At 73.4% G+C, this 22,479-nt stretch carries 23 protein-coding genes; 16 read left to right on the top strand and 7 right to left on the bottom strand.

The window, feature by feature from the left end:
• Nucleotides 1-9: 9 nt before the first annotated feature.
• Genes ACGFZP_RS03860 through ACGFZP_RS03850 form a run of 3 tightly spaced genes read right to left on the bottom strand, consistent with a single transcriptional unit; the run spans nt 10 to nt 2,035 of the window.
• Nucleotides 10-810, bottom strand: a complete 801-nt coding sequence (locus ACGFZP_RS03860; protein ID WP_392928216.1) for an anti-sigma factor family protein — start codon at nt 808-810, stop codon at nt 10-12.
• Entirely contained in the window at nt 807-1,379 is a 573-nt protein-coding gene (locus ACGFZP_RS03855; RefSeq protein WP_392928215.1) for a sigma-70 family RNA polymerase sigma factor, read from the bottom strand. Before ACGFZP_RS03855 ends, ACGFZP_RS03860 begins: the two co-directional genes overlap by 4 nt.
• Nucleotides 1,380-1,435: 56 nt before the next feature.
• Entirely contained in the window at nt 1,436-2,035 is a 600-nt protein-coding gene (locus tag ACGFZP_RS03850; protein ID WP_392928213.1) for a hypothetical protein, read from the bottom strand.
• 191 nt (nt 2,036-2,226) lie between these two features.
• Between ACGFZP_RS03850 and ACGFZP_RS03845 the strand changes: the two genes are divergently transcribed.
• A complete protein-coding gene (locus tag ACGFZP_RS03845) occupies nt 2,227-2,616 on the top strand; it encodes a thioredoxin family protein (RefSeq protein ID WP_392928211.1) in 390 nt (129 codons plus the stop codon).
• Between the two features lie 206 nt (nt 2,617-2,822).
• On the opposite strand, the gene ACGFZP_RS03840 is transcribed toward ACGFZP_RS03845, so the two are convergent.
• Nucleotides 2,823-3,473: a TetR/AcrR family transcriptional regulator gene (locus ACGFZP_RS03840; protein ID WP_392928209.1), complete on the bottom strand. Its 651-nt coding sequence runs from the start codon at nt 3,471-3,473 to the stop codon at nt 2,823-2,825.
• 192 nt (nt 3,474-3,665) lie between these two features.
• On the opposite strand from ACGFZP_RS03840, the gene ACGFZP_RS03835 reads away from it, so the two are divergent.
• The 5 genes from ACGFZP_RS03835 (at nt 3,666) to ACGFZP_RS03815 (ending at nt 9,068) form a co-directional block, all read left to right on the top strand.
• Nucleotides 3,666-5,249 (top strand): APC family permease, encoded by a 1,584-nt coding sequence (locus tag ACGFZP_RS03835; RefSeq protein WP_392928207.1) that lies wholly within the window; start codon nt 3,666-3,668, stop codon nt 5,247-5,249.
• A gap of 223 nt (nt 5,250-5,472) precedes the next feature.
• Nucleotides 5,473-6,378, top strand: coding sequence for an ABC transporter ATP-binding protein (locus ACGFZP_RS03830; RefSeq protein ID WP_392928205.1), 906 nt, complete (start codon nt 5,473-5,475; stop codon nt 6,376-6,378).
• A 1-nt stretch (nt 6,379) separates the two neighbouring features.
• Nucleotides 6,380-7,120 (top strand): ABC transporter permease, encoded by a 741-nt coding sequence (locus ACGFZP_RS03825; protein WP_392928203.1) that lies wholly within the window; start codon nt 6,380-6,382, stop codon nt 7,118-7,120.
• A gap of 20 nt (nt 7,121-7,140) precedes the next feature.
• Nucleotides 7,141-8,436, top strand: a complete 1,296-nt coding sequence (locus ACGFZP_RS03820; protein ID WP_392928202.1) for a sensor histidine kinase — start codon at nt 7,141-7,143, stop codon at nt 8,434-8,436.
• Nucleotides 8,433-9,068, top strand: a complete 636-nt coding sequence (locus ACGFZP_RS03815; RefSeq protein WP_392928201.1) for a response regulator — start codon at nt 8,433-8,435, stop codon at nt 9,066-9,068. Before ACGFZP_RS03820 ends, ACGFZP_RS03815 begins: the two co-directional genes overlap by 4 nt.
• Before the next feature lie 81 nt (nt 9,069-9,149).
• Here ACGFZP_RS03815 and ACGFZP_RS03810 read toward each other — a convergent pair whose 3' ends face one another.
• A complete protein-coding gene (locus ACGFZP_RS03810) occupies nt 9,150-10,115 on the bottom strand; it encodes a helix-turn-helix transcriptional regulator (RefSeq protein ID WP_392928199.1) in 966 nt (321 codons plus the stop codon).
• Between the two features lie 109 nt (nt 10,116-10,224).
• On the opposite strand from ACGFZP_RS03810, the gene ACGFZP_RS03805 reads away from it, so the two are divergent.
• The 8 genes from ACGFZP_RS03805 (at nt 10,225) to ACGFZP_RS03770 (ending at nt 17,770) form a co-directional block, all read left to right on the top strand.
• On the top strand, nt 10,225-10,965 hold the full coding sequence (locus ACGFZP_RS03805; protein WP_392928198.1) for an alpha/beta fold hydrolase: 741 nt from the start codon (nt 10,225-10,227) through the stop codon (nt 10,963-10,965).
• A 190-nt stretch (nt 10,966-11,155) separates the two neighbouring features.
• Entirely contained in the window at nt 11,156-11,620 is a 465-nt protein-coding gene (locus tag ACGFZP_RS03800; RefSeq protein ID WP_392928196.1) for an OsmC family protein, read from the top strand.
• Entirely contained in the window at nt 11,617-13,053 is a 1,437-nt protein-coding gene (locus ACGFZP_RS03795) for a dihydrolipoyl dehydrogenase family protein (RefSeq protein WP_392928195.1), read from the top strand. Before ACGFZP_RS03800 ends, ACGFZP_RS03795 begins: the two co-directional genes overlap by 4 nt.
• Nucleotides 13,054-13,246: 193 nt before the next feature.
• Complete coding sequence (locus ACGFZP_RS03790) at nt 13,247-14,341, top strand: WD40/YVTN/BNR-like repeat-containing protein (protein WP_392928193.1); 1,095 nt, start codon at nt 13,247-13,249, stop codon at nt 14,339-14,341.
• A 187-nt stretch (nt 14,342-14,528) separates the two neighbouring features.
• Nucleotides 14,529-15,107: a DUF4291 domain-containing protein gene (locus ACGFZP_RS03785; protein WP_392928191.1), complete on the top strand. Its 579-nt coding sequence runs from the start codon at nt 14,529-14,531 to the stop codon at nt 15,105-15,107.
• Between the two features lie 165 nt (nt 15,108-15,272).
• Entirely contained in the window at nt 15,273-15,905 is a 633-nt protein-coding gene (locus ACGFZP_RS03780; RefSeq protein WP_392928190.1) for an RNA polymerase sigma factor, read from the top strand.
• Nucleotides 15,902-16,978, top strand: a complete 1,077-nt coding sequence (locus ACGFZP_RS03775; RefSeq protein WP_392928187.1) for a CU044_5270 family protein — start codon at nt 15,902-15,904, stop codon at nt 16,976-16,978. Before ACGFZP_RS03780 ends, ACGFZP_RS03775 begins: the two co-directional genes overlap by 4 nt.
• Nucleotides 16,979-17,242: 264 nt before the next feature.
• Entirely contained in the window at nt 17,243-17,770 is a 528-nt protein-coding gene (locus ACGFZP_RS03770; protein ID WP_392928185.1) for a DinB family protein, read from the top strand.
• Nucleotides 17,771-17,827: 57 nt separating this feature from the next.
• Here the strand turns inward: ACGFZP_RS03770 and ACGFZP_RS03765 are convergent, their stop codons facing one another.
• Both ACGFZP_RS03765 and ACGFZP_RS03760 read right to left on the bottom strand, forming a co-directional pair.
• On the bottom strand, nt 17,828-18,187 hold the full coding sequence (locus ACGFZP_RS03765; RefSeq protein WP_392928183.1) for a DUF6204 family protein: 360 nt from the start codon (nt 18,185-18,187) through the stop codon (nt 17,828-17,830).
• A 120-nt stretch (nt 18,188-18,307) separates the two neighbouring features.
• Nucleotides 18,308-18,877 (bottom strand): GNAT family N-acetyltransferase, encoded by a 570-nt coding sequence (locus ACGFZP_RS03760; protein WP_392928181.1) that lies wholly within the window; start codon nt 18,875-18,877, stop codon nt 18,308-18,310.
• A 37-nt stretch (nt 18,878-18,914) separates the two neighbouring features.
• Here ACGFZP_RS03760 and ACGFZP_RS03755 point away from each other — a divergent pair, with 37 nt between their 5' ends.
• Both ACGFZP_RS03755 and ACGFZP_RS03750 read left to right on the top strand, forming a co-directional pair.
• Complete coding sequence (locus ACGFZP_RS03755; protein ID WP_392928179.1) at nt 18,915-20,048, top strand: hypothetical protein; 1,134 nt, start codon at nt 18,915-18,917, stop codon at nt 20,046-20,048.
• A gap of 139 nt (nt 20,049-20,187) precedes the next feature.
• Entirely contained in the window at nt 20,188-22,476 is a 2,289-nt protein-coding gene (locus ACGFZP_RS03750; RefSeq protein WP_392928178.1) for a hypothetical protein, read from the top strand.
• The last annotated feature ends 3 nt before the right edge of the window (nt 22,477-22,479 follow it).

Genomic DNA, 22,479 nt, shown 5'->3' with positions numbered 1-22,479 from the left:
CGGGGCGGATCAGGCGGTACGGGCGGGGACGGAGACCAGCAGGGTGGCGCCGTCCAGGGTGCGGATCTCGAAGTGGTCGATGTCTCCGGGCTGAAGGGCCGCGCCGCCGCCGGTGCGCAGCGAGCCCGGCTTGGCCGAGGTGCCGTAGCCGGCCGCGGGAACGGCCCAGGTGGTGACGGTCTGGCGGTCGCCGGTCCGCGAGACCGCGACCAGGTCGCAGGTCAACGGCCCCTGGACGTGGGAGAGTTCGAGGCTGATCTGACTCCCCCAGGCCTTGCCGTCGACACCGATGACGGCGCTGGCCCCGGTGGTGGGGTCGGTGGCGCTGAACTGGGTGACGGCGACCGCCGCCGGGCCGGAGTCACCGGTGACCACGGCGGCCGTTACCGCGGGGCCCGCCACCACCAGGACGGCCGCCGCGGCGACCAGCACCAGCCGCCGCACCCGGCCCCGCCGACGGCCGGCGGCGACCTCGCCGACCAGCCGGTCCAGCAGCCTCGGGCTCGGGCGCGGCCGCTCCGCCGGGTCGAGCCCGGCGGCCTCGGCGGAGGCCGCGTATTCGGCCAACAGCGGTTCGACGAAGCCGAGTTCGGCCACCTGCCGGGCGCACTGCGGGCAGCCGTCCAGATGGCCATCGAAGGCGGCGCGCTCCGCGGGTTCGAGCAGGCCGAGGACGTACGCGCCGACGTCGACGTGCTCACCGGTCGGGCCGTGGTCGCCGACCGCGCCGTGGTCGCGCTCGGGGCCCTGCCCGCCGGTCGGGCCGTGGTCGCGCTCGGGGCCGACGGGTCCGGGCTTGGACGATGTCACGATGTCACTCCCCGTTCCTCCAGCGCGAGCCTGAGCGAGCGCAGTGCGTAGAACACCCTGGACCGCACGGTACCGGCCGGGATGCCGAGTTCGACGGCCGCCTCGTTGACGGTGCGGCCCTTGAAGTACGTCTCGACGATGATCTCCCGGTGGGCGTCCGACAGGTCGCCGAGGGCCTCGGAGATCGTCATCAGTCGGAGCGCCCGGTCGAGTTCGTCCTCGGCGGGCAGCAGCTCCAGCGGCGACGGATCCACCTCGTGCGGCCGGGCCCGGCTGCTGCGGTGGTCGTCGATGACGATCCGCCGCGCCACCGTGACCAGCCACGGCCGCAGCGAGCGGGCCGCCGGGTCGAGCCGGTGGATGTTGCGCCAGGCCCGGACGAGCGTCTCCTGCACGACGTCCTCGGCCCGCTGGCGGTCCCCCGCGACCAGGTGGAGCACGAAGCCGAGGAGCGGTCCGGCGTGCTCCTGGTACAGGGCGCGCATCAACTCCTCGTCGGGCGCGCCCGTACCGCGTGCGGCGCCACCACCGCCGGGGTGCTCCTCGGTCACGACGCCATCCTTGCGCACCCGTACCTCCGGGTCGAGAGTTCCACGTCCGGTTCGGCCACGGCTGCCCGCCGGGCTCAGTAGCCGCCGTACCCGCCGCTCGGGGTGGTGGGCGCGGCCGGTGCCGCCCCCGCCTTGCCGCCGGTCGGGGTCAGCACGAACCAGGTGCCGCCGACGCCCTGGCCCAGGGTGTCGCCGGGCTTCTTGTCGGGCGTGTAGCGGTAGGCCGGCCAGCCGTTCAGGGTGAGCTGCTTGCTGCCGTCGGCCCGGGTGACGCTGCCGACCAGCTTGCCGTCGATGCCCTTGGCGGTGACCGAGCCGTCGCCCGGGACGGGCGGCCAGTTCGCGGCGCAGGTGCCGTTGCAGTTGGACATCGGGGGCGTGGCGGTGTCCTTGTCGAAGCGGTACAGGGTGAAGCCGTTGCCGTCGGTGACGATGGCGCCCAGCTTGGGGTCGTTCGCGGTCTGCAGGCCGGCGGCGGCCGGACTCGCCGGCGCGGTCGGGCTCGCAGGGTTGCCGGGCGTCGCGGGCGCGGTGGCGGTGGCGCCGCCGCCGGAGGGTGTCGGGGAGCCGCTGCTCCCGGAGCCTGAGGAGCCGCAGCCGGCGACCAGGGCGACGGTGGCGATGCCGGAGGCGGCGAGGACGGCGATGCGTCCCCCGTTGCCGAGTGTGCGCATGGTGGTTCTCCCCCAGTGGAATAACGGATGTGAACACCCTCCAGTACGGGCGGGAGCGGCGGGCTGCTCAACGGTCGGTGGACTTTTTTTTCGGCCGACCCGCGGAGCCCCGAGGAATAGCGGGCGGAGCAGGGCCGTTGTCGCGGGCACATGGCCTGAGCCGCCTCCTCCGGAAGGGCAGGAATCGCGAGATGAGCAGCACGGTCGAGCTGACCAAGGAGAACTTCGACGACATCGTCCCGGGCCCGGACGGCAAGGACTTCGTCTTCATCGACTTCTGGGCGGGCTGGTGCGGCCCGTGCCGACAGTTCGCCCCGGTGTACGAGAAGGCCGCCGACCGCCACCCGGACCTGGTGTTCGCCAAGGTGGACACCGAGGCGCAGCAGGAGCTGGCCGCGGCGTTCGGCATCCAGTCGATCCCGACGCTGGCGATCATCCGCGAGGGCGTGCTCGTCTTCTCGCAGGCGGGCGCACTGCCCGAGGCCGTTTTCGAGGACCTGATCGGTCAGGCCCGGAAGCTGGACATGGCCGAGGTGAAGCGCAAGGTGGCGGCGGAGCAGGAGGCGGACCGGCAGGTCTGAGTCCGGAGCCCCGGGGGTCCGGGGTCCGGGGTCCAGGTCCGGGAGGTACGTCGGCGCGGCGGCGGGTCCGGGGTGCAGTACGCCCCCGGGCCCGCCGCCGCGCGCGTTCGCGCACCGGCCTCAGGGGCCGTGCGCCTCAGGCGGTACGTCCCAGGCGGTACGTCCCAGGCGGCGCGTCTCAGGCGGTACGTCTCAGGCGGTACGTCTCAGGGCGTGCGCGCCGCGAGGCCGTCGAGGAGTAGCCGCAGGGCGAGTTCGAAGCCCCGCTCGTCCAGGCCGGACGCCCCCGCACCGGGCGCGCCGCCGCGTTCGGCGGAGGCCTCCAGCGCGCCGGCCAGGGCCGGGTAGCGGGGGCGGTAGTCGGCCGAGCCGCGGGTGAACCCGGCGGTGAAGGTCTCCAGCGCCGAGCCGAGCACGAGGTAGTCGAGCGCGGCGGCCGCCTCGGCGGCGTCGGCAGGCCCAAGACCGGCCCGGCCGAGGGCCCCGAGCAGGGTGTCGTAGCCCAGCAGTTGGCGCTCCGCCTCGACCCGGCGGCGGGCGAGCAGCGCGATGGTGTTCGGGTGGCGCAGGAAGACCGCGCGGTACCCGCGGGCGTAGGCCGCGACGCCGTCCCGCCAGTCGGCGTCTCCGGTCCGGGTGAGCGGTTCGAGGTCGATCTCGGCGTTGACGAGTTCGGCGAGCGCGTCGATCAGCTCGTCCTTGCCGCTCGTGTGGTTGTAGAGCGAGGCCGCCTTGACGCCCAGGCGGTCGGCGAGGGTGCGCATGGTGAGGCCGTCCGGGCCCTGTTCGTCGACCACGTCGAGGGCGGCCCTGGCGATGATCTCCCTGCTCAGCAGCGCCCTGCTCGGTCGTCCCACGGTGCTCCGCCCCTCGCCGCCCACTGTCCAGGCCCTGTCCGGCCAGGGCCCAAGCCCCTGCGTCGCCCCACGTTATTACAGCCTGGTGTCGGCTCTTCCCCTGCCCGGGGGGCACGGGCTACGGTCCCGAACTAACAAAGTTAGTTTTCCGTGGCGGGCCTCCCCCCGCACGGCGGGAAGGCGGACCGCAGCATGACCGAGAACCCCCCGAGATCCGGGACCAGCACGGGCTCCGGCCCCACGACCACCCCGAACTGGACCGCACCCGGGGCCTCGGGCGCAGCTGCGGGCGAGGCCGGCGACGCCGACCGGCTCGCCGCCCTCGGCTACCGTCAGGAGCTGCGCCGCAGTCTGGGCGTCCTCGGCAACATCTCGATGGGATTCGCCGTCGTCTCCCCCGTCGTCGGCCTGTACGCCGTCAGCCAGGTCGGCCTGAGCGTGGCCGGCGGTGCCTGGGTCTGGGCGCTGCCGGTGTGCCTGCTCGGCCAGATGCTGGTGGTGGCGGTCTACTCCGAACTCGCCTCCCAGTGGCCGCTGGCCGGTGGCGCGTACCAGTGGAGCCGGCGGCTGGCGGGCCCGACCTTCGCCTGGCTCACCGGGTGGATGTGGCAGTTCGCCGTGATGTTCGCCAACACCACCGTCGCCTACCTGGCCTCGCCCTGGTTCTTCGCCCTGTTCGGGCTCACCCCGACACCCGCCCGGCTGGTGCTGGTCTCGGTGCTGTTCATGCTGTTCTGCACCCTGGTCAACGCCTACGGCATCAACCTGCTGCGCTGGTTCGTCTCGCTCGGCATCGCCGCCGAGCTGATCGCCTCGGTACTGGTCGGCTTCGCCCTGCTGCTGTTCTTCCGGGTGCACGGCTTCGGCCTGCTGACCGACCTCCTGGACGCCCCCGCCACCGCCGGGGTCTCCACCGGGGCCGCCTTCCTGGCCGTGGTCGCCGTCGGCGGCTGGGCGTTCATCGGCTTCGACGCATGCGTCTCCACCGCGGAGGAGACCAGGGACGCCGGCCGCCAGGTGCCGCGCGCGATGTGGTGGGCGCTGCTGAGCGTCGGCGTGGTCGTCATCCTGAACGCCGTCTCGGTCGCGCTCGCCCACCCCGACCCGGCCGCGGTGGTCGCCGGCCAGGACCTCGACCCGGTCACCACCGCCGTCACCACCGCCTTCGGCGACTGGTCGGCCAAGCCCTTCGTGGTGGTCGTGCTGATCTCCTTCACCGCCTGTCTGATGGCCTCGCAGGGCGGCGCCGCACGCGGCCTCTACTCGCTGGCCCGCGACGGCGTCTTCCCGTTCTCCGCGCAGGTCCGCCGGGTCAACCGGCACAAGGCACCGATCGGCGGACTGGTCGCGGCCACCGTGGTCAGCGCGGCCGCGCTGCCGCTCGGACTGGAGGCCACCGCGATGGGCAGCCTGATCACCTTCGGCACGGCCGCCACCTTCCTGCCGTTCTTCCTGCTCAGCGTCGCCGCGCTGGCCGCCCGGCTGCGCGGCACCTGGCGACCGTCCGGCGAGGTCTCCTACGGGCGGGCCGGGACGGTGGTCAACGCCCTCGCGGTGCTCTGGACGGGGCTGGAGGTGGTCAACATCTGCTGGCCGCGCGCCATCCTCGCCCCGCCCGGCGCGCCCTGGTACCAGGTGTGGGCGGCCCTGCTCGGCGTCGGCCTGGTCGGCCTGGCCGGCCTCGGCTACCTGCTGGTCCGACGGCCGCAGCGGCTGATGCGGGACGGCGCCTTCAGCGAGCGGCCCGGCGACGAGCTCGCCCCGGCGGTGCACTGACCCGCCCGGATCCGGGGCCCGGGCAGGCCGGACGGCCGGCTCCGGGCCCCGCGCGCGTCGGACGGCCGGCTCCGGGCCCCGGGCGCGTCGGACGGCCGGGTCACAGGTCGGACGCCGGATCCGGGCCCCGCGGGTCGGACCGCCGGCATCAGCCGATCGGTGGATGCCCGTTCAAGCGTGATGGGCGATGCGGGGCCGGGGCCCGGCCCGTGATCATCGGCCCATGCCCATCATCGAAGTCACCGGACTGTGCAAGTCCTACGGGGGCCGGCCCGTGGTCGACGGGGTGTCCTTCGCCGTCGAGGAAGGCGAGATCTTCGGCGTGCTCGGCCCGAACGGCGCAGGCAAGACGACCACGGTCGAGTGCGTCGCGGGGCTGCGGACCCCTGACTCCGGGCGGGTACGGGTGGCCGGCCTCGACCCGCTCACCGACCGTCAGGACGTCACCCGGATCCTCGGCGTGCAACTCCAGCAGAGCGCACTGCAGGAGAACCTGACCGTCCGCGAGGCGCTGCAGCTCTACAGCGCCTTCTACCCGGCCCCGGCCGACTGGCGGCCGCTGGCCGGACGGCTCGGCCTGGCCGACCGGCTCGGCGCCCGCTTCGGCACGCTCTCCGGCGGCCGGCGCCAGCGCCTGTCCATCGCGCTCGCCCTCATCGGCGCCCCCCGGGTCGTCGTGCTCGACGAGCTCACCACGGGGCTCGACCCGCGCGCCCGGCGCGACACCTGGAAGCTGATCGAGGACGTGCGGGAGTCCGGCGTGACCGTCCTGCTGGTCACCCACTTCATGGAGGAGGCCCAGCACCTCTGCGACCGGATCGCCGTCCTCGACGCGGGCGAGGTCGTCGCCCTCGACACACCCGCCGGGCTGATCCGCCGCGCCGACGGCGCCACGGTCGTCACCTTCACTCCCTCCCGCCCGGTCGACGGCCTCGACCTGGCCGCGCTCCCCGCCGCGGTGTCCGTGCGGCACTCCGAGGACGGCCGGGTGAGCGTGCGCGGCACGGACGAGACGGTCGCGGCGCTGATCGCCCTGCTCGCCAGGCACGGGGTCACGGCGCACCGGCTCCGGATCGCGAACCCCACCCTGGACGACGCCTTCCTCCGGCTCACCGAACGGGGGGTCTGAGATGTCCGCGTCCACCGCCGTGCTGCGGGCCGAGGCCCGCCTCATCGGCCGCCACCGTGCGGGGGTGTTCTGGGTCGTGGCCTTCCCGCCCCTGCTGCTGACCGTCCTCGGCCTGCTGCCGGCCTTCCGCACGCCCGACCCGGCGCTCGGCGGGCTGCGCATGGTGGACGCCTACGTCCCCGTGCTGGTGCTGCTCGCCGTGATCATGTCCGGCACCCAGGTCATGCCCGGGTTCCTGGTCGGCTACCGGGAGCAGGGGATCCTGCGCCGGATGTCCACCACACCGGTACGGCCGCTCACCCTGCTGACGGCACAGATCGTCCTCCACACCGTCGTCGCGCTCGGCTCCGCGCTCCTGGTGGTCGCCGTCGGCCGGCTCGTCCACGGCGTGGCGCTTCCGCGGCACCTGCCCGGCTACACCGTGGCCCTCGCGCTCGCCGCCCTGGTGGCGCTCGCGCTGGGGACGGTCCTCGCCGCGTTCGCCCCGAACACCAGGCTCGCCACCACGGCCGCCACGGTCGCCTTCTTCCCGCTGGCCGTCTCCGCGGGGCTGTGGGGGCCGGTCCAGGTGCTGCCGGAGACCGCCCGGCGCGTCATCGGGTTCACCCCCTTCGGGCCGGCCGCCCGGGCGCTCGACCAGGCGATGCGCGGCGACTGGCCCGACTGGTCCCTGCTGGGGGTGACGGTGCTGTGGACGCTCCTCCTGGTCGCCGCCGCCGCCCGCTGGTTCCGCTGGGAGTGATCGACTCGGAGAATGGCCCCATGACGCACGACGCGGTGGCCGTGGAGGTCCGCTGGGAGCAGTTCTACCGGTGGTCGCCGTACCTCCTGCTGGGCATCGCCGCCCTGGGGGCGGCGACCACCGCCGACCTCGGAGGGTCCGGCGGGCGGTACGGGGCGGTGGCGCTGGTGGGCGCCGCGCTCGCGCTGCACCTGTGGTGGCACCGGACGGCCCCCAGGACGGCGGGCGCGGGAACGGCGGGTGCAGGAACGGCGGGTGCAGGAACGGCGGGTCAGGCGTACTACGCCATCCGGTACGTGCTCTCCTTCGCGCTCTGCTGGCTGACCCCGGCCTTCCTCGTCTACGCGGTGATCGGGTACTACGACGCCGTCCGCTGGCTGCCCGCCCGACTGGCCCGCGTCGGCCTGCTCGCCACGGCCGTGCCGATGTCCGCCGTCAGCGTCGGGGGCCTCCCGTTGAACGGCCCCGCCCAGTGGGCCGGCTTCGCGGCGGTCTACGCGGTCAGCGGTTCGATCGCGCTGTTGCTCCACCACTTCACGGTCAGGGAGGGCGAGAGCGCCCGGGCCAAGACCGACACCATCGCGGAACTGCAGTACGCCAACACCCGGTTGGCGGAGGCGCTGCGGGAGAACGCGGGCCTGCACGCCCAACTCGTCGTCCAGGCCAGGGAGGCGGGCGTCCACGACGAGCGCCGCCGCCTCGCCGCCGAGATCCACGACACCATCGCCCAGGGGCTGGCCGGCATCGTCACCCAACTCCAGGCCGCGGCCGACAGTTCGACGCCCGCCACCGCCCGGGACCACGTCGGACGGGCGGCCGCGCTGGCCCGGCAGAGCCTCGGCGAGGCGCGCCGCTCGGTCCAGGACCTCGGCCCGGCCCCGCTGCAGCACGAGGCGCTGCCCGAGGCACTGCGGACCATCGTGGCGGCCTGGTCGGAATCGACGGGCGTACGGGCCGACTTCACCGTCACCGGCCCCGTGGAGCCGCTGCACCACGAGATCGAGGCCGCCCTGCTCCGCATCGCCCAGGAGGCACTGGCCAACGCCGGCCGGCACGCGCACGCCACCAGGGCCGGCGTCACCCTGTCCTACTTCGACGAGGAGGTGAACCTGGACGTCCGCGACGACGGCCGCGGCTTCGACCCGCTGCACCCGCCCGCACGCGGTGCGCACGGCGGTTTCGGGCTCGACGGCATGCGCGCCCGGGCCGAACGCGTGGCGGGCGCCGTCGAGGTCGAGTCGGAGCCGGGCACCGGCACCGCCGTCTCGGCCCGCGTACCGCTGGTGCGCCATGACCGTACGGTTGGTGCGCCATGACCGAACCGCCAATCACCCTGCTGATCGTCGACGACCACCCCGTCGTGCGGCACGGGCTGCTCGGCATCTTCGCCGCCTCCGGTGCCGGCTTCGAAGTCCTCGGCGAGGCCGCCGACGGCGTCACGGCGGTCGCCCTGGCCGAACGGCTGGACCCCGACGTGGTCCTGATGGACCTCCGGATGCCCGGCGGCGGCGGAGTCGAGGCGATCAGGGAGCTGTCGCGCCGCTGCCCGCGCTGCCGGGTGCTGGTGCTCACCACCTACGACACCGACCACGACACCATCCCCGCGATCGAGGCCGGCGCCACCGGCTACCTCCTCAAGGACGCCCCCCGCGACGAGCTGTTCACCGCCGTGCGCGCCGCCGCCGAAGGCCGCACGGTGCTGTCCCCCGCCATCGCCGCCCGCCTGGTGTCCCGCGTACGGTCGCCCCGCAGCGCCGCCCTGAGCGCCCGCGAGGGCGAGATCCTGCGCCTGGTCGCCAAGGGCACCTCCAACCGTGAGATGGCCGCCGTCCTGTTCATCAGCGAGGCCACGGTGAAGAGCCACCTCACGCACATCTACGGCAAGCTCGGCGTCAAGGACCGCGCCGCGGCGGTGGCCACCGCCTACGACCGCGGCATCCTCGGCTGACGTCCGGGGGGGCGACCCGTCGCACCGTCAGCCCGGCACACCGTTAGCCCGGCGGCCCGTCACGGCGTCGCCCCGAAGCGCTCACCGGTCGGCCGGGTCGCTCCACCCCGTGAGGCGGGCGGCGAGCGCCCGGACCTCCTCGCGCAGGGCGTCCGGCCGGCGGATGGCGAACGGCCAGCCGAGGCCGGCCAGCATCATCGCCATGCCGTCGAGGCGCTGCGCCCGGGCGTGCAGCAGGACCCGTCCGTCGTCCGTCCCGGTGAGCGTCCCGGCGGTGGGCGGGATGCGCTGCCGGGCCTCGGCGAGGGTGGTCGTCAGCACCACCTCCACCTCGTGCCTCCACGGCACCGCGGCCAGCGACTCCACCACCCGCTGGACCGGGTCGAAGTCCTCCGGCGGCTCGAAGACGGTCGCACGGGGCTCGGCGGCCTCGATCCGGTCCAGCCGGAAGGTCCGCAGCTCGCCGCTGCGGTGGTCCAGCCCGGTGGTGTACCAGCGGCCTGAGTGGAAGACCAGCCCGTACGGGTCGAACTCGCGCTCGCTGGGCTCGCCCGCACGGTCCCGGTAGGCGAGCCGGACCCGGCGCCGGCGGCGCGCCGCCTCGGCGAGCGCGAACAGCGCGGCGGCGGCCGGACTGGGCCCGGCGGCGGGCGCGGCGGTCAGTCCGAGGGTCTGCTCGACCGCCGCGACGCGCTCGCGCAGCTGCGGGGGCAGCACCCGCTGGATCTTGGCGAGCGCCGACTCCGCCGCCTGCTCCCCCACCGACAGGCCCGAGCTGCGGCCGGCCAGCAGCCCGAGGACCACCGAGGCGGCCTCGTCCCCGGTCAGCATCAGCGGCGGCAGCCGGTACCCGGGGAGCAGGCGGTAGCCGCCGTAGCGGCCGCGGTCGGCCTGCACCGGGATGCCGAGGTCCACCAGGCGGGCGGTGTAGCGGCGGACGGTGCGCTCGTCCACCGAGAGCCGCTCGGCGAGTTCGGCGCCGGTGAGCCCCGGCCGGGCCTGGAGCAGTTCGAGCAGGGCGAGGACCCGGCTGACCGGGTGGTCCATGGCGTCCTCCTTCCACTTGCTCCTGCCACGCCGGTAATCCGGGCGGGATCTGTCCGGATTCGATCCTAGAGTCGTTCGTGACGGTTCCGCCTACCAAGGAGCGCCCCCCATGAGCACGTTCGTACTCGTCCCCGGTTACTGGCTCGGCGCCTGGGCGTGGGACGCGGTGGCCGAGCCGCTGCGCGCCGCCGGACACACCGTGCACCCGGTCACCCTCACCGGTGTCGCCGAGCGCTCCGGCGAGGGCGGGCCCGCGGTCGACCTGGAGACCCACATCGCCGACCTCACCGACCTGCTGACCCGCGAGGACCTCTGGGACGTCGTGCTGGTCGGCCACAGCGGCGGCGGCGCCCCCGTCACCGGGGCCGCCGACCGGATGCCCGAGCGGATCCGCCGGGTCGTCTACCTCGACAGCGGCCCGCTGACCGACGGCGCCGCGCTGCGCGACCTGTGGGAGCCGGAGTACCGCGCCCGCGCCGAGGCGTCCGTGATCGACGGCTGGCGCTACCCGATGCCGTCCTGGGCGGAGCTGGCCGCGTCCGGGGCGCCCCTCGACGGCCTGGACGAGGCCACCCTCGCCCGCATCCGCGAGCACGCCACCGACCAGCCCGCCGGCGGGTTCGCCCAACCGCTGCGGCTGACCGGCCGGGGGGACGGGCTGGCGAAGGCCCTGATCTCCTGCTCCTTCCCGTTGGAGCAGGTCCGGGGCATGATCGCGAGCGGCCACCCGTACTTCGCGCCGCTCGCCGGGTCGGAGTGGGAGCTGCGCGAACTCCGGACCGGCCACTGGCCGATGTTCTCCCGCCCGGACGACACCGCCGCACTGCTGGCGGAGCTCGCCGCGCAGTGACGGCCGGGGGCGGTGGCCGGTAGGGCGGCCCGGCCGTCACGCCGGGCCGCCCTGCCGGGCGCCTTGCTGTCCACCTGCGCGTTCGACCGCGTGTTCGGCTGCGCGGGGTAGCCCGAACAGCGCAGGATGGGCACGGCGCCGCGGATCCGGCGCCGCGCGACACCACGAACGAGAGCGAGGCGTGCCCGCCATGAGCCAGACCCCGACCGGCACAACGACCACCGAGAGGGCCGCGGGCGCAGCGGAGTTCCGACGCGTCACCACCGCCCTGGTGACCGGCAGCGCCGCCACCGTGCCCTTCCACGTGGAGATCAAGGCGGGCACCCACCAGCTGACCGCCGACGAGCCGGAGCGCCGGGGCGGAGCGGACAGCGGCCCGGAGCCGTTCGCCCTGCTGCTCTCCTCGCTCGGCTCGTGCACCGCCATCACCCTGCGGATGTACGCGGCGCGCAAGGAGTGGCCGTTGGAGGCCGTCCGGGTCAGGCTCGGATACGAGACGAACGGGAGCACCGGCCGGATCTCCCGCCGGGTCGCCCTCGCCGGCGCGCTCGACGCGGACCAGCGCGCCCGGCTGCTCGACATCTGCGAGCGCACGCCCGTCACCCTCGCCCTGCGGGCCGGGGTGGCGATCGAGACCACGGAGGACCACGCGTGACGACCACACCGGAGGAGTACGACGTCATTGTGGTGGGTGCGGGCCCGACCGGCGAGAACGTCGCCGACCGGACCGCCGCCGCCGGGCTGCGCACGGTGATCGTCGAGGCCGAACTGGTCGGCGGCGAGTGTTCGTACTGGGCCTGCATGCCGAGCAAGGCGCTGCTGCGCCCGGTGGCCGCGCTGGCCGCCGCCCGGGCGGTGGCCGGTTCGCGGGAGGCGGTCGGCGGCGGGCTGGACGCCGCGGCCGTGCTGGCCCGGCGCGACTCCTTCGCCTCGCACTGGCAGGACGACGGCCAGGTGAAGTGGCTGCGCGACACCGGGATCGACCTGGTCCGCGGGCACGGCCGGCTGGCCGGCGAGCGGACGGTCACGGTCGAGGCGGAGGACGGCAGCGAGCGGGTGCTCACCGCCCGGCACGCCGTCGCCGTCTGCACCGGCAGCCGGCCGGTGCTGCCGGAGGGCGTCCCCGGTCTGGCCGAGGCCCGGCCGTGGACCAACCGCGAGGCGACCGGGGCCTCCGCGGTGCCCGGCCGGCTCGCGGTGGTCGGCGGCGGCGTGGTCGGCGTGGAGATGGCGACCGCCTGGCGGGCGCTCGGCGCGGAGGTCGTCGTGCTGGTGCGCGGCGACGCCCTGCTGCCCCGGATGGAGCCCTTCGCGGGCGAGCTGGTCGCGGAGGGGCTGCGCGCGGCCGGGGTGGAGCTGCGGTTCGGCGCCTCGGTCTCCTCGCTGGAGCGGGCGGACGGCTCCGAGGTGGTGCTGGTCCTGGAGGACGGCGAGCGGCTGACCGCCGACGAGGTGCTGTACGCGACCGGGCGTGCGCCGCGCACCGCCGATGTCGGGCTGGAGCAGGTCGGCCTGAAGCCCGGCGGCTGGCTGGACGTCGACGACAGCTGCACGGTGCTCGGGGTCGACGGCGACTGGCTGTACGCGGCCGGGGACGTCAACCACCGTGCGCTGCTCACCCACCAGGGCAAGTACCAGGCCCGGATCGCGGGCGCGGCGATCGTCGCCCGGGCCGGGGGGCGGACGCTGGACACCGCGCGGTGGGGCGCGCACGCCGCCTCGGCCGACAGTGCCGGCGCCCCGCAGGTCGTCTTCACCGAACCGGAGGTCGCGGCGGTCGGGCTGACCCTGGCCGCCGCCGAGCGGGCGGGCGTGCGGGTCAAGACGGTGGACCACGACCTCGGCGCGGTCGCCGGGGCCTCGCTCTACGGCGACGACTACCGGGGCCGGGCCCGGGTGGTCTTCGACCTGGACCGCCAGGTGCTGATCGGCGCGACCTTCGTCGGGCCGGGCGTCGCGGAGCTGCTGCACTCGGCGACGATCGCGGTGGTCGGCGAGGTGCCGATCGACCGGCTCTGGCACGCGGTACCGGCGTACCCGACGATCAGCGAGGTGTGGCTTCGCCTGCTGGAGGGGTGCCGGGGCTGACGCCTGCCGGGTGGCGGATGCCAGGCGTCCTGGGTCGGCCGCCCCGCCGGGCCGGGTGACCGGCGCGGCGGGACGACCGGCGCGGCGGGACGACCGGCGCGGCGGGGGCTTGGCACGGGGCCGTTGGAGGGAGACTGGCCGACGGAGGGGTTGTCCCGGCGGGGGCCGTTTTACCGATCAGGTGGTGTGTGGCATGACCGAGGTGCTGTTGGCCGTCGGAACCGAGAAGGGGCTCTTTCTCGGCCGTAGCCGCGACCGGCTGAACTGGGAGTTCAGCGGGCCGCACTTCCCGATGAACGCGATCTACTCCGTCTCCATCGACCGGCGGGCCGGCCGGGTCCGGCTGCTGGTCGGCGCCGACAGCAGCCACTGGGGGCCGGCGGTCTGGCGATCCGACGATCTCGGCGCGAGCTGGTACGAGCCGTCGAAACCCGCCATCCGCTTCCCCGAGCACACCGGTGCCTCGCTCACCCGGGTCTGGCAGCTCCAGCCGGCCGGGGAGGAGGCGCCCGGTGTGGTGTACGCGGGCACCGAACCCGCGGCGCTGTTCCGCTCGGAGGACGGCGGCGAGAGCTTCGCGCTGGTCGAGTCGCTCTGGGAGCACCCGCAGCGTACCGAGTGGGGTGCCGGCTACGGCGGCCAGGGACTGCACACCATCCTCACCGACGCGCGCGACGCCGAGCGGCTGCTGGTCGCGATCTCCAGTGGCGGCGTCTACCGGAGCAAGGACGGCGGCGGCACCTGGGAGCCGTCCAACACCGGGCTGCGGGCGGAGTTCCTGCCGGAGGAGAGCCAGTACCCGGAGTTCGGCCAGTGCGTGCACAAGATCGCCCCGGACGCCGTCAACCCGGACCGCCTCTACCTGCAGAACCACGGTGGCGTCTACCGCAGTGACGATGCGGGCCTGAGCTGGCAGTTCGTCACCGACGGGCTGCCCGCCGACTTCGGCTTCGCCGTCGCCGCCCACCCGCGCCGGGCCGACACCGCCTACCTCTTCCCGCTCGGCGGCTCCGGGGACCGCATGCCGCCGGACCACCGCTGCCGCATCTTCCGCACCGAGAACGCGGGCGTCAGCTGGCATCCGCTCGCCAAGGGCCTGCCCGGCGAGGACCACTACGGCGTCGTCCTGCGCGACGCCCTGCGCACCGACGACGCCGACCCGGCCGGCATCTACTTCGGCAACCGGACCGGCGACGTCTACGCCAGCCCCGACGAGGGCGAGAGCTGGTCACTGCTGATCAGCCACCTGCCGGACGTCCTGTGCGTGCGGGCGGCCGTGGTGGGGTGAGGACCGCCCCGGAGCGGACGCGGGCGTTGGTGCCCACGTCCGCTCCGGCGGGGGTGACATTGCAGGGTGGCACTGCGGGGTGGCACTGAAGGTGCCGCCGTGGGTGCCGCTGTGGGCTGACGGCCGGGCAGGTGACCGGGGGAAAACGGGTCGCCAGGGGCACGCGTCGGCTGGCAGGGTGCGCTGCATGTCAGCCCAGCCAGCCCTGTACCAGGTCCGTGCCGACCACGACGCCCGGACGATCGTGGTCTACCAGGCGTACTCGCCCGCCGTGGCCGATCCGGCGGTCCGGGCGCAGCGGTTCGTCCCGCCGTTCTCCTTCAACCGGATGACCTGGATCAAGCCCTCCTTCCGCTGGCTGATGCACCGCAGCAACTGGGCCCGGAAGGCCGGCCAGGAGCGCGTCCTCGCCGTCCGGATCACCCGGGAGGGGTGGGAGGAGGCGCTCTCCCAGGCCGTGCCGACCAGCTCCGACCCGGCGTCGGTCGCGCGGGCCGCCGTGCACGTCCAGTGGGATCCCGAGCGCTCGCTGCGGGGGGCCGCGCTCAACCACTACAGCATTCAGGTCGGTGTCGGCCGGGGGCTGATCAGGACCTTCGCCGAGGAGTGGGTCGTCGGGATCACCGATGTCACTCCGCAGGTGCGGCGGGTGGCGGAGCTGGTCCAGGGCGGGCAGTCCGCGAAGGCCCAGCGCCTGCTTCCGCCGGAGCGGGTCTACCCGTTGCCGGAGCCGACCGGCCGACGGCTCCTCCCCGGCGCCGGGTAGGTTTCCGCACCCGGGGCGGGAGCGGGGGCGTTGCCGGGGGCTTCCGGGGGCTTCCGCCTGCCCGGACGACGTTCCGAGCCCCCGGGTGGCGGCCGGCTCGGATATGACGCACGTCACGGGAACCCGCTCCTGGGTGCCGGACAGCCCATTGGAGTGATCACAGATATGCGAACCCGGGTACGGGCCGGGGACCCGAGCGTCTTCGCGGAGCTGTTCGAGCGCTATGCCCGAACCGTCTACAACCACGCCTTCCGTCTCACCGCGGACTGGGCGGCCGCCGAGGACGTCATGTCGGCGACGTTCATGGAGGCCTGGCGGCTGCGCGACCGGGTGGCCGCCGAAGGCGGGTCGCTGCGGCCCTGGCTCCTGGGCGTCGCGACGAACCTCGCCCGCAACCAGTGCCGCAGCAACCGGCGCTACCGCGCCGCGGCCGCGGCGCTCGCCGCGACGGGCCCTTCGGCGGTGGAGATACCCGACCACGCCGAGGACGTGGCCGGCCAGGTTGACGACCGGCGCCGGATCGCCGTCACGATCGCCGCCATGGGCTCGCTGCGCCGGCCCGAGCGCGAGGTCCTGGTCCTGTGTCTGTGGGAGGGGCTGGAGTACGCCGAGGCCGCCGAGGCCCTCGGCATTCCCCTCGGGACCGTCCGCTCCCGTCTGTCCCGTGCCCGTACCAGGCTGCGCAAGCTCGCCCATGCGGAACTGACCGCGGAGAAACGGGAACCCGCCCGCCGTACCCGACAGACAAACGGCGACCGCGCGACAGCGGTCCGGCCCGTACCGGAAGGACACCGATGAACGCCAGCCCCTCCCAGCCGCACCCGGCTGAGTGGCCGGAGGCCGCGGGGCTCCTGCCGACCGTGGAGCGGGATCTGCCGACGGGCCGCCACGACTTCCACAAGGAGCGCCTGATGGCCCGGATCCACGAAGACCTCGACAACGCCGCCGCCAACCCCGTTCGAGCCAGTACCCCCAAGCAGCGCAACCCGTTCCTGCGCCGCGCGGTCCTCCTGCCCATCGCGGCGTGCACCCTGACCGGCGCCGTCCTTGCCGGAGTCGGCCTGAGCGAGAGCGGCGACCCGGACCAGGCCACCGCCCTGGGCACCGGCCCCGCGCTGACCACCACCGTCGGCGCCTCCGACGCGCGCGGCGTCGTCCAGCTGCTCGACCGGATCTCCCTGGCCGCCCAGGAGACCCCCGCGCCGAAGGCGGGTGCGGGCCAGTTCATCTACATCGAGTCGAAGGTCGCCAGCACCTACGTGCGGACGGTCGGCGACAAGAGCTCGGTGGTGAGCGACGGACTGGACACCCGCCGGAGCTGGAAGTCGCCGGACGGCCACCGGGGTTGGCTGATCGATCAGCGGCACGAGGACGGCACCTCCCTGGACACGACGGTCGACCCGTACCTCAACGCGCCGTCCTACGACTACCTGGCCGCCCTCCCCACCGACCCCGACACCCTGCTGAAGAAGATCTACACGGAGACGGCGGGCCACGGCCCCGGCCCGGACGCCGAGGCGTTCACCACCATCGGCGACCTGCTCATCGAGAGCCACCCGTCCTCCGAGCTCTCGGCCGCGCTCTACAAGGCCGCCTCCAAGATCCCCGGTGTGGTCCAGGTGGAGGACGCGGTCGACGCCGCGGGCCGCCACGGGGTCGCGGTGGCCCGGTTCGAGGCGAAGACCGGCCAGCGCACCGAGTGGATCTTCGACAAGTCCTCGTTCTCCTTCCTCGGGGAGCGCACCGTCCAGGTCGAGGGCAGTTCCGGAGACCACGGCCTGATCAAACCCGGCACGGTCGTCTTCACCCAGGCCATCACGGCGCGCGCGATCGTCGACGACATGAGGCAGACCCCTTCCCGGTCGGCCTGACGCCCGGGCCCCGTCCGGGCGGACCGGCAATCGGACCAGGCCACCGGGCCGGGGGCGACCGCGACGAGGTCGCGTACCGGGCGGGGGTCGGGGTGCGCCCCGACCCCCGCCGCCTGACCCTGCAGTCGCTGCGCGGGCCGGCCGGCGAACAGGCCCTCAACCTCTCGGCGGACGTGACGGCGGATCACACGTACTGAGAGCCGGGCCCTGGACCCGGGTCGCAGCGGCTTGAGCCCTGCCGGGGCGGCGGTGCAGGGTGGGCGCATGACATGGACGGCACCGAAGGTCGAGCGCACCACCCGGCTGGGCGAGTTGGGCGAGGTCCCCGAGCGCCGGATGCTGGAGGGCTGGCTGACCTGGCACCGGGAGACGCTGCTGGCCAAGGCCGCCGGGCTGGAGCCGGGCCAACTGGCCCGGGCGACGGTGGAGCCGTCGGACCTCACCCTGCTCGGACTGGTCCGCCACATGGCGGAGGTGGAGCGGTGGTGGTTCCGCCGGAGCTTCGCGGGCGAGGCCGTCGGCGAGGTCTTCACCGGGCCGTCGGACGGCAACGAGGGGCTCGACGGTGTCCACCCGGCCGATGCGGAGCGGGACTTCGGCCTGTTCCGGGCCGAGGTCGAGGCGTGCGACGCGGCGGTGGCGGGGCGCGGGCTCGACGAGACCTTCGCTTCCCCGCGCGGGGTCCCGCTCAGCCTGCGCTGGGTCTACCTGATGATGATCCAGGAGTACGCCCGCCACAACGGCCACGCCGACCTCCTGAGGGAGCGGACCGACGGGGTGACGGGCGACTGAGGCTGCGGGCGGTCACGGAGGCCGCCGGCGGGCCGAATCCCGGCCGGGGCGCCCCGGTCAGGCCTGGTTCCGGCTCGCCTCGCGGCGCTGACGCTTGCCGAGCGGGGCCTGGGAGAGGTCCTCGGCCTGGGAGCGCAGGTTCTTGTAGCCGTAGCCGCGCCCGGTCAGCCAGGCCTCGGCCGCGGCCTCGGCGCGTTCGGTCGCGAGGAGGATGTCCTCCTCGGCCTCGCCCTCGTCCAGGAAGCGGAAGGTGAAGGCGGGCCGGGCGGCGATCTCGTAGCTGAGGTGCCCCTCGGGGGTGAAGGCCGCGTGGAGCACGTCGTGGTCCGCGGCCCGGGCCTGCAACTCGGCCCGCTGGTCGGCGTCGAGCCCGTCGAAGACGCCGCGGACGGTGATCCGGAAGGTGCGAGTGCTCATCCCCGGACCATAGACGGCGGAGGCGGCCCGGTTCCACCGGGTTTCGCACCACGTCCCGCGCCGGGTTTCGCCCCGGGTTTCGCCGGGTTTCGCGCCGGGCCCGGGTGGGACCGCGCGGGGTCAGCCGCCGCGGACGAGTTCGGCGGCGAGCAGGTCCATCAACAGGGCGTCGTGCCAACTGCCGTCGGGACCGCGTTCGTACTGGCGCATCGTGCCCACCGGCCGGAACCCGACCTTCTCGTAGCAGCGGATCGCCGCCGCGTTGTCGGCGGCCGGGTCGATGATCAGCCGGTGGTAGTGGTGCTGGTCGATCAGGTGGCGGGCCAGCACCCGGACGGCGTCGGTGCCCACCCCGCGGCCGTGGCAGGCCGGATCGAGGTAGATGTCCAGGCCCGCGTGGCGGTACTCGTCGTCGTTCTCGGCGTACCACTGGATGGCGCCGACCACCCGGCCGCCCAGCTCGATCGCGAAGATCTCGGTGTCCGGGTCGTCGAGGTCCGAGGCGACCTCACCGGCCAGATCGTCGCCGCCGCGCCAGCGGGCATAGACCTCGGGCGTGCCGCGGATGGCCGCGAGGGCCGGGGTGTCGTCGGCGGTCGCCGGGCGCAGTGTCACCAGAGTGCCATGCAGTGTCGTCCCCACATAGGCATGTTTGCACGGAAAAGGGTGTTCGGCGAGCCGTTTCCTCATTGCGCTCACCTCCTCCCACCAGCGATGATTCGCCCCCGTGACCGTGACATACGCGCTGGCCGCCCTGGTGGCCCTTCTCGTCATCCTCATCGTGAAGAAGTCCCGCCGCTCCAAGGGCGCGGAGTGGGCCAGGACCCGCTTCGATCCGGCCGCCTACGGCCTGGTCCCGCGCGAGCGGCTCACCGCGGCCCGGGGCGGGCCACCGATATCCGTCGAGCGCCGCAGGGAATCCCAGGCCATCGCCGACGCCGCCTGGGGCGGTAACTGGCGGCCGGCCGCCGCACACGTGGAGGCGGCCGGGCAGGACTGGGACGAGCGGTGGTCGCGGCTGGAGCTGCTGGCGAGCATCGCGCAGGAGAACGACGGCTGGCTGGCATCCTGGCGGACGGCCGACCCCGACAGCTGCGACGCGGCCGTCCTGGAGGCCAAGCACATGGTGCACAACGCCTGGGAGATCCGGGGGTACGGGTACGCGCCCGACGTCCCGGCCGCGAACATGGCGAGGTTCCGGGAGCTGCTGCCCGCCGGGATCGAGGCGGCCCAGCGGGCGGCGCTGCTGGCACCGCAGGACCCGGCCCCCTGGGTGGTCATGGTGACGGCCGCACGCGGTGCGCAGTACAAGCCCGCACAGTTCAGGCCGCTCTGGGCCGAGCTGACCGCACGCGCCCCGCACCACTTCGAGGGGCACTGGCAGGCCATGCAGTACTGGTGCGCCAAGTGGTTCGGCTCCGACAAGAAGATGCTCTCCTTCGCCAAGCGCGCCATGGACCGCGCGCCCGCCGGCAGCGCCCTGCCGGGCATCTACCTGTTCGCGCTCAGCGAGCTGGAGAAGCGGAACACCCTCGGCACCGTCCTGGACGGGGAGTTGGGGAGGCAGCGGCTGAGGAAGGTCTCGGCGGCCCTGGCGGGCCTCCCGGCGGACGACGAGCGGCTGCCGACGATGCGGCACCTGCTCGCGCACTACTGCGGCCGGGCCGGGCTGTACACGAAGGCGCTGGAGCAGTTCCGCCTGATCGGCCGCTGGTGCGGCGCGGCGCCATGGACGGACCACGCCGACCCGGTGGCGGCGTTCGACCTGGCCCGCGGCATGGCGGTGAAGCTGTCGAACGCCCGGCCACTGCCCCCGGAGATGCGGCCCGCCAAGGCCGACGCCCATCACTACAAGGTGTAGTCACCTCATTCCGGGGCGTGTCTGACGGGGTGTCATCGGGGCGTAGCCTCCTGGCCACCGAGGGGGTCGGGGGCCCTTGACGTACCGTAGCCGGGGCGCGCAGCCTGGAGTTGTCAGGGATTCCCTGCCGGGATCCGGCGTGTACGTACATATCGGCGCGACCGGAGAAGTCCACATCGAGGCGATTACCGTGGGCAGCTATACGCGACCCGTCATCTTCGTCACCGGCGACCCGACGATCGACTGGGCTGTCGAGATTCCCGAGACCGGATTACCGGAGATCGGCCAAAGGCTCAAGGTCCCGACCATACCGTGCTGGCACTACGGGGGAGCGATCCTGCTCCACAGGATCGTGAAGCGGTCCGTCGACCGCCTGGACTCAAGCAAAATGCGAGAACCCCCCAAGGTCGCCCGGTCACCGTTCAAGGGCATGAACGAGGTAGGCGACGCCGGCAAACTCCACCACACCTACAACACCGTCCGGGAGGTCTCCCGGACGGCGGACGCCCACGGAGTCCTTTGGCGGAGATTTCGAATAAACCAGTTCTTCGGGGTCACCCACGCCGAGGAACTCGGTGGATACAGCAACAAACCTGCCAAGCCGAAGGCGGGGCAACGCCTGGCCGTCGTGGTCGTCGACGACGCGGGCCTGGGTTTCGGCAACAGTGCGGCCGCAGAGGAGATCCTCACGCTCGGAGGCGCCGATCCCTGGATTCTCTACAAGCTCGGCTGTGCCACCATCAGCAGCACTTCGGAGAATCTCCTCTGGAAGAGGATCGGCCATGAGCTCAAGCGGCCGGGCAACACCCTGGCAAACAGACTGATCGTCGTGGTCAAGGCAACGGGCCTGCGCGAGGCGGGAGCGGGGGTGAGCGCCGACCTGTCCTGGGAGAGATCGGCACAGGACGTCCTGGCCGAGATCCGACGAAATCCGGCGCTGAAGACCCTCAAGAGGTGCAAGCGGCTCATCGTGTCCTTCGGACCGGTGGGCGCCCTCCTGATCGACGACTTCCCGCCCGACGCGAAGAGCCTCTACTTCGACACCCTGCTGATGGAGGGGCCGTGGCAGTGGAAGCGCAAGGGCAAGGGCCACATGTTCGGATACGGGGCCACACTGGTCGCCGACCTCGCCGCAGAACTGTCGATCTGTCCGCCGCCGGCCCTGCTCTCAGCACCAGGCCCCACGGCTACGTCGAGGTCGCTGCACCTTCACCTCGAAAGGGGAATCAGGTCGGCCCTGAAGGACATGGCCGACATCGACGACGGCTTCGCGACGAACGGCGGTTCGGAGCTCGTCTTCCCGCTGATCTCGAACGCCCCTCCGCCCGGCACCGGGAAGGCCCCCGCTCCGCCCGTGATCGGAGTGGCCCGGCGGATACCCGATCCGGTCCTCAGCTACCCGCCGCCGTCCACCCCGTGGTCGATCCTCGACAGAAGGCTCCGGAAGGACGACCCCTACGACCTCGCCGGACGTATCGTCCGTGATGGGCCGAAGGCCCTGGACGATGCCCCGATCGCAAGGTTCGGGGGGCTGATCACCGCAGATCGCAGCGAGATAGAAGGCCTCAGATCCCTGCGCAAACTCATCACGGAGTACTGGGACGACGACACGAAGACCAAGCCCAGGTCGGTGGCGGTCTTCGGAGCCCCCGGCGACGGCAAGAGCTTCGCCGTCCGCGAGGTCGTCAGATCACTGCAGAGCGAACGGGACGGGGATACAGCGCCGCTGGATCCGCTGGAATTCAACCTCTCCCAGTTCAACAAGCCGGACGATCTGATCGACGCACTCCACCAAGTCCGCGACCGGTTCCTCAGCGGCGAGATCCCACTCGTCTTCTGGGACGAGTTCGACACCTCCTTCCAGGGCGAACGCCTGTCCTGGCTCCGGTACTTCCTCGCCCCGATGAACGATGGGCTGTTCCAACAGGGGCAGATACTGCACCCCGTCGGTCGCGCCATCTTCGTGTTCGCCGGAGGAACCTTCCACAGCTTCTACGGTTTCAGGTCGGCGGCCCGCCTGCCCGGCTACCGCGAGTCCAAGGCGACCGACTTCATCAGCCGGCTGTCCGGGTACCTCGACATCGCCGGACTGAACGCAAGGGACGGCAAGCTCATCGACGAGCCCAGTCGCATCATCCATCGCGCACTGCTGGTCCGCGCGCACCTGGAGCGCCTCAAGAAGGCCGGGCTGATCCGCGAGGTGGAACGGGACGTCAATTACGGGGTCGTCCGAGCCTTTCTGGAGATCCCTCGGTACCGCTACGGCGCGCGGTCCATGCGCGCCATCATCGACATGAGCGACCTGCACCGGGGGGAGGTGTTCTCGCGCTCCTCCCTTCCGCCCCCCTCCCAGCTGCGGCTGCACGTCAACGCGAAGAAGTTCACCTGGATCGCCGGACGCCCCGGGAAGTGGCCGGGCAACCCCTAACCG

The sequence above is a fragment of the Kitasatospora sp. NPDC048239 genome, from assembly GCF_043202015.1.
Classification (GTDB): Bacteria; Actinomycetota; Actinomycetes; order Streptomycetales; family Streptomycetaceae; genus Kitasatospora.
The sequence above is the reverse complement of the archived record's forward strand: the minus strand, read 5'-3'. Positions and strand labels throughout refer to the sequence as shown.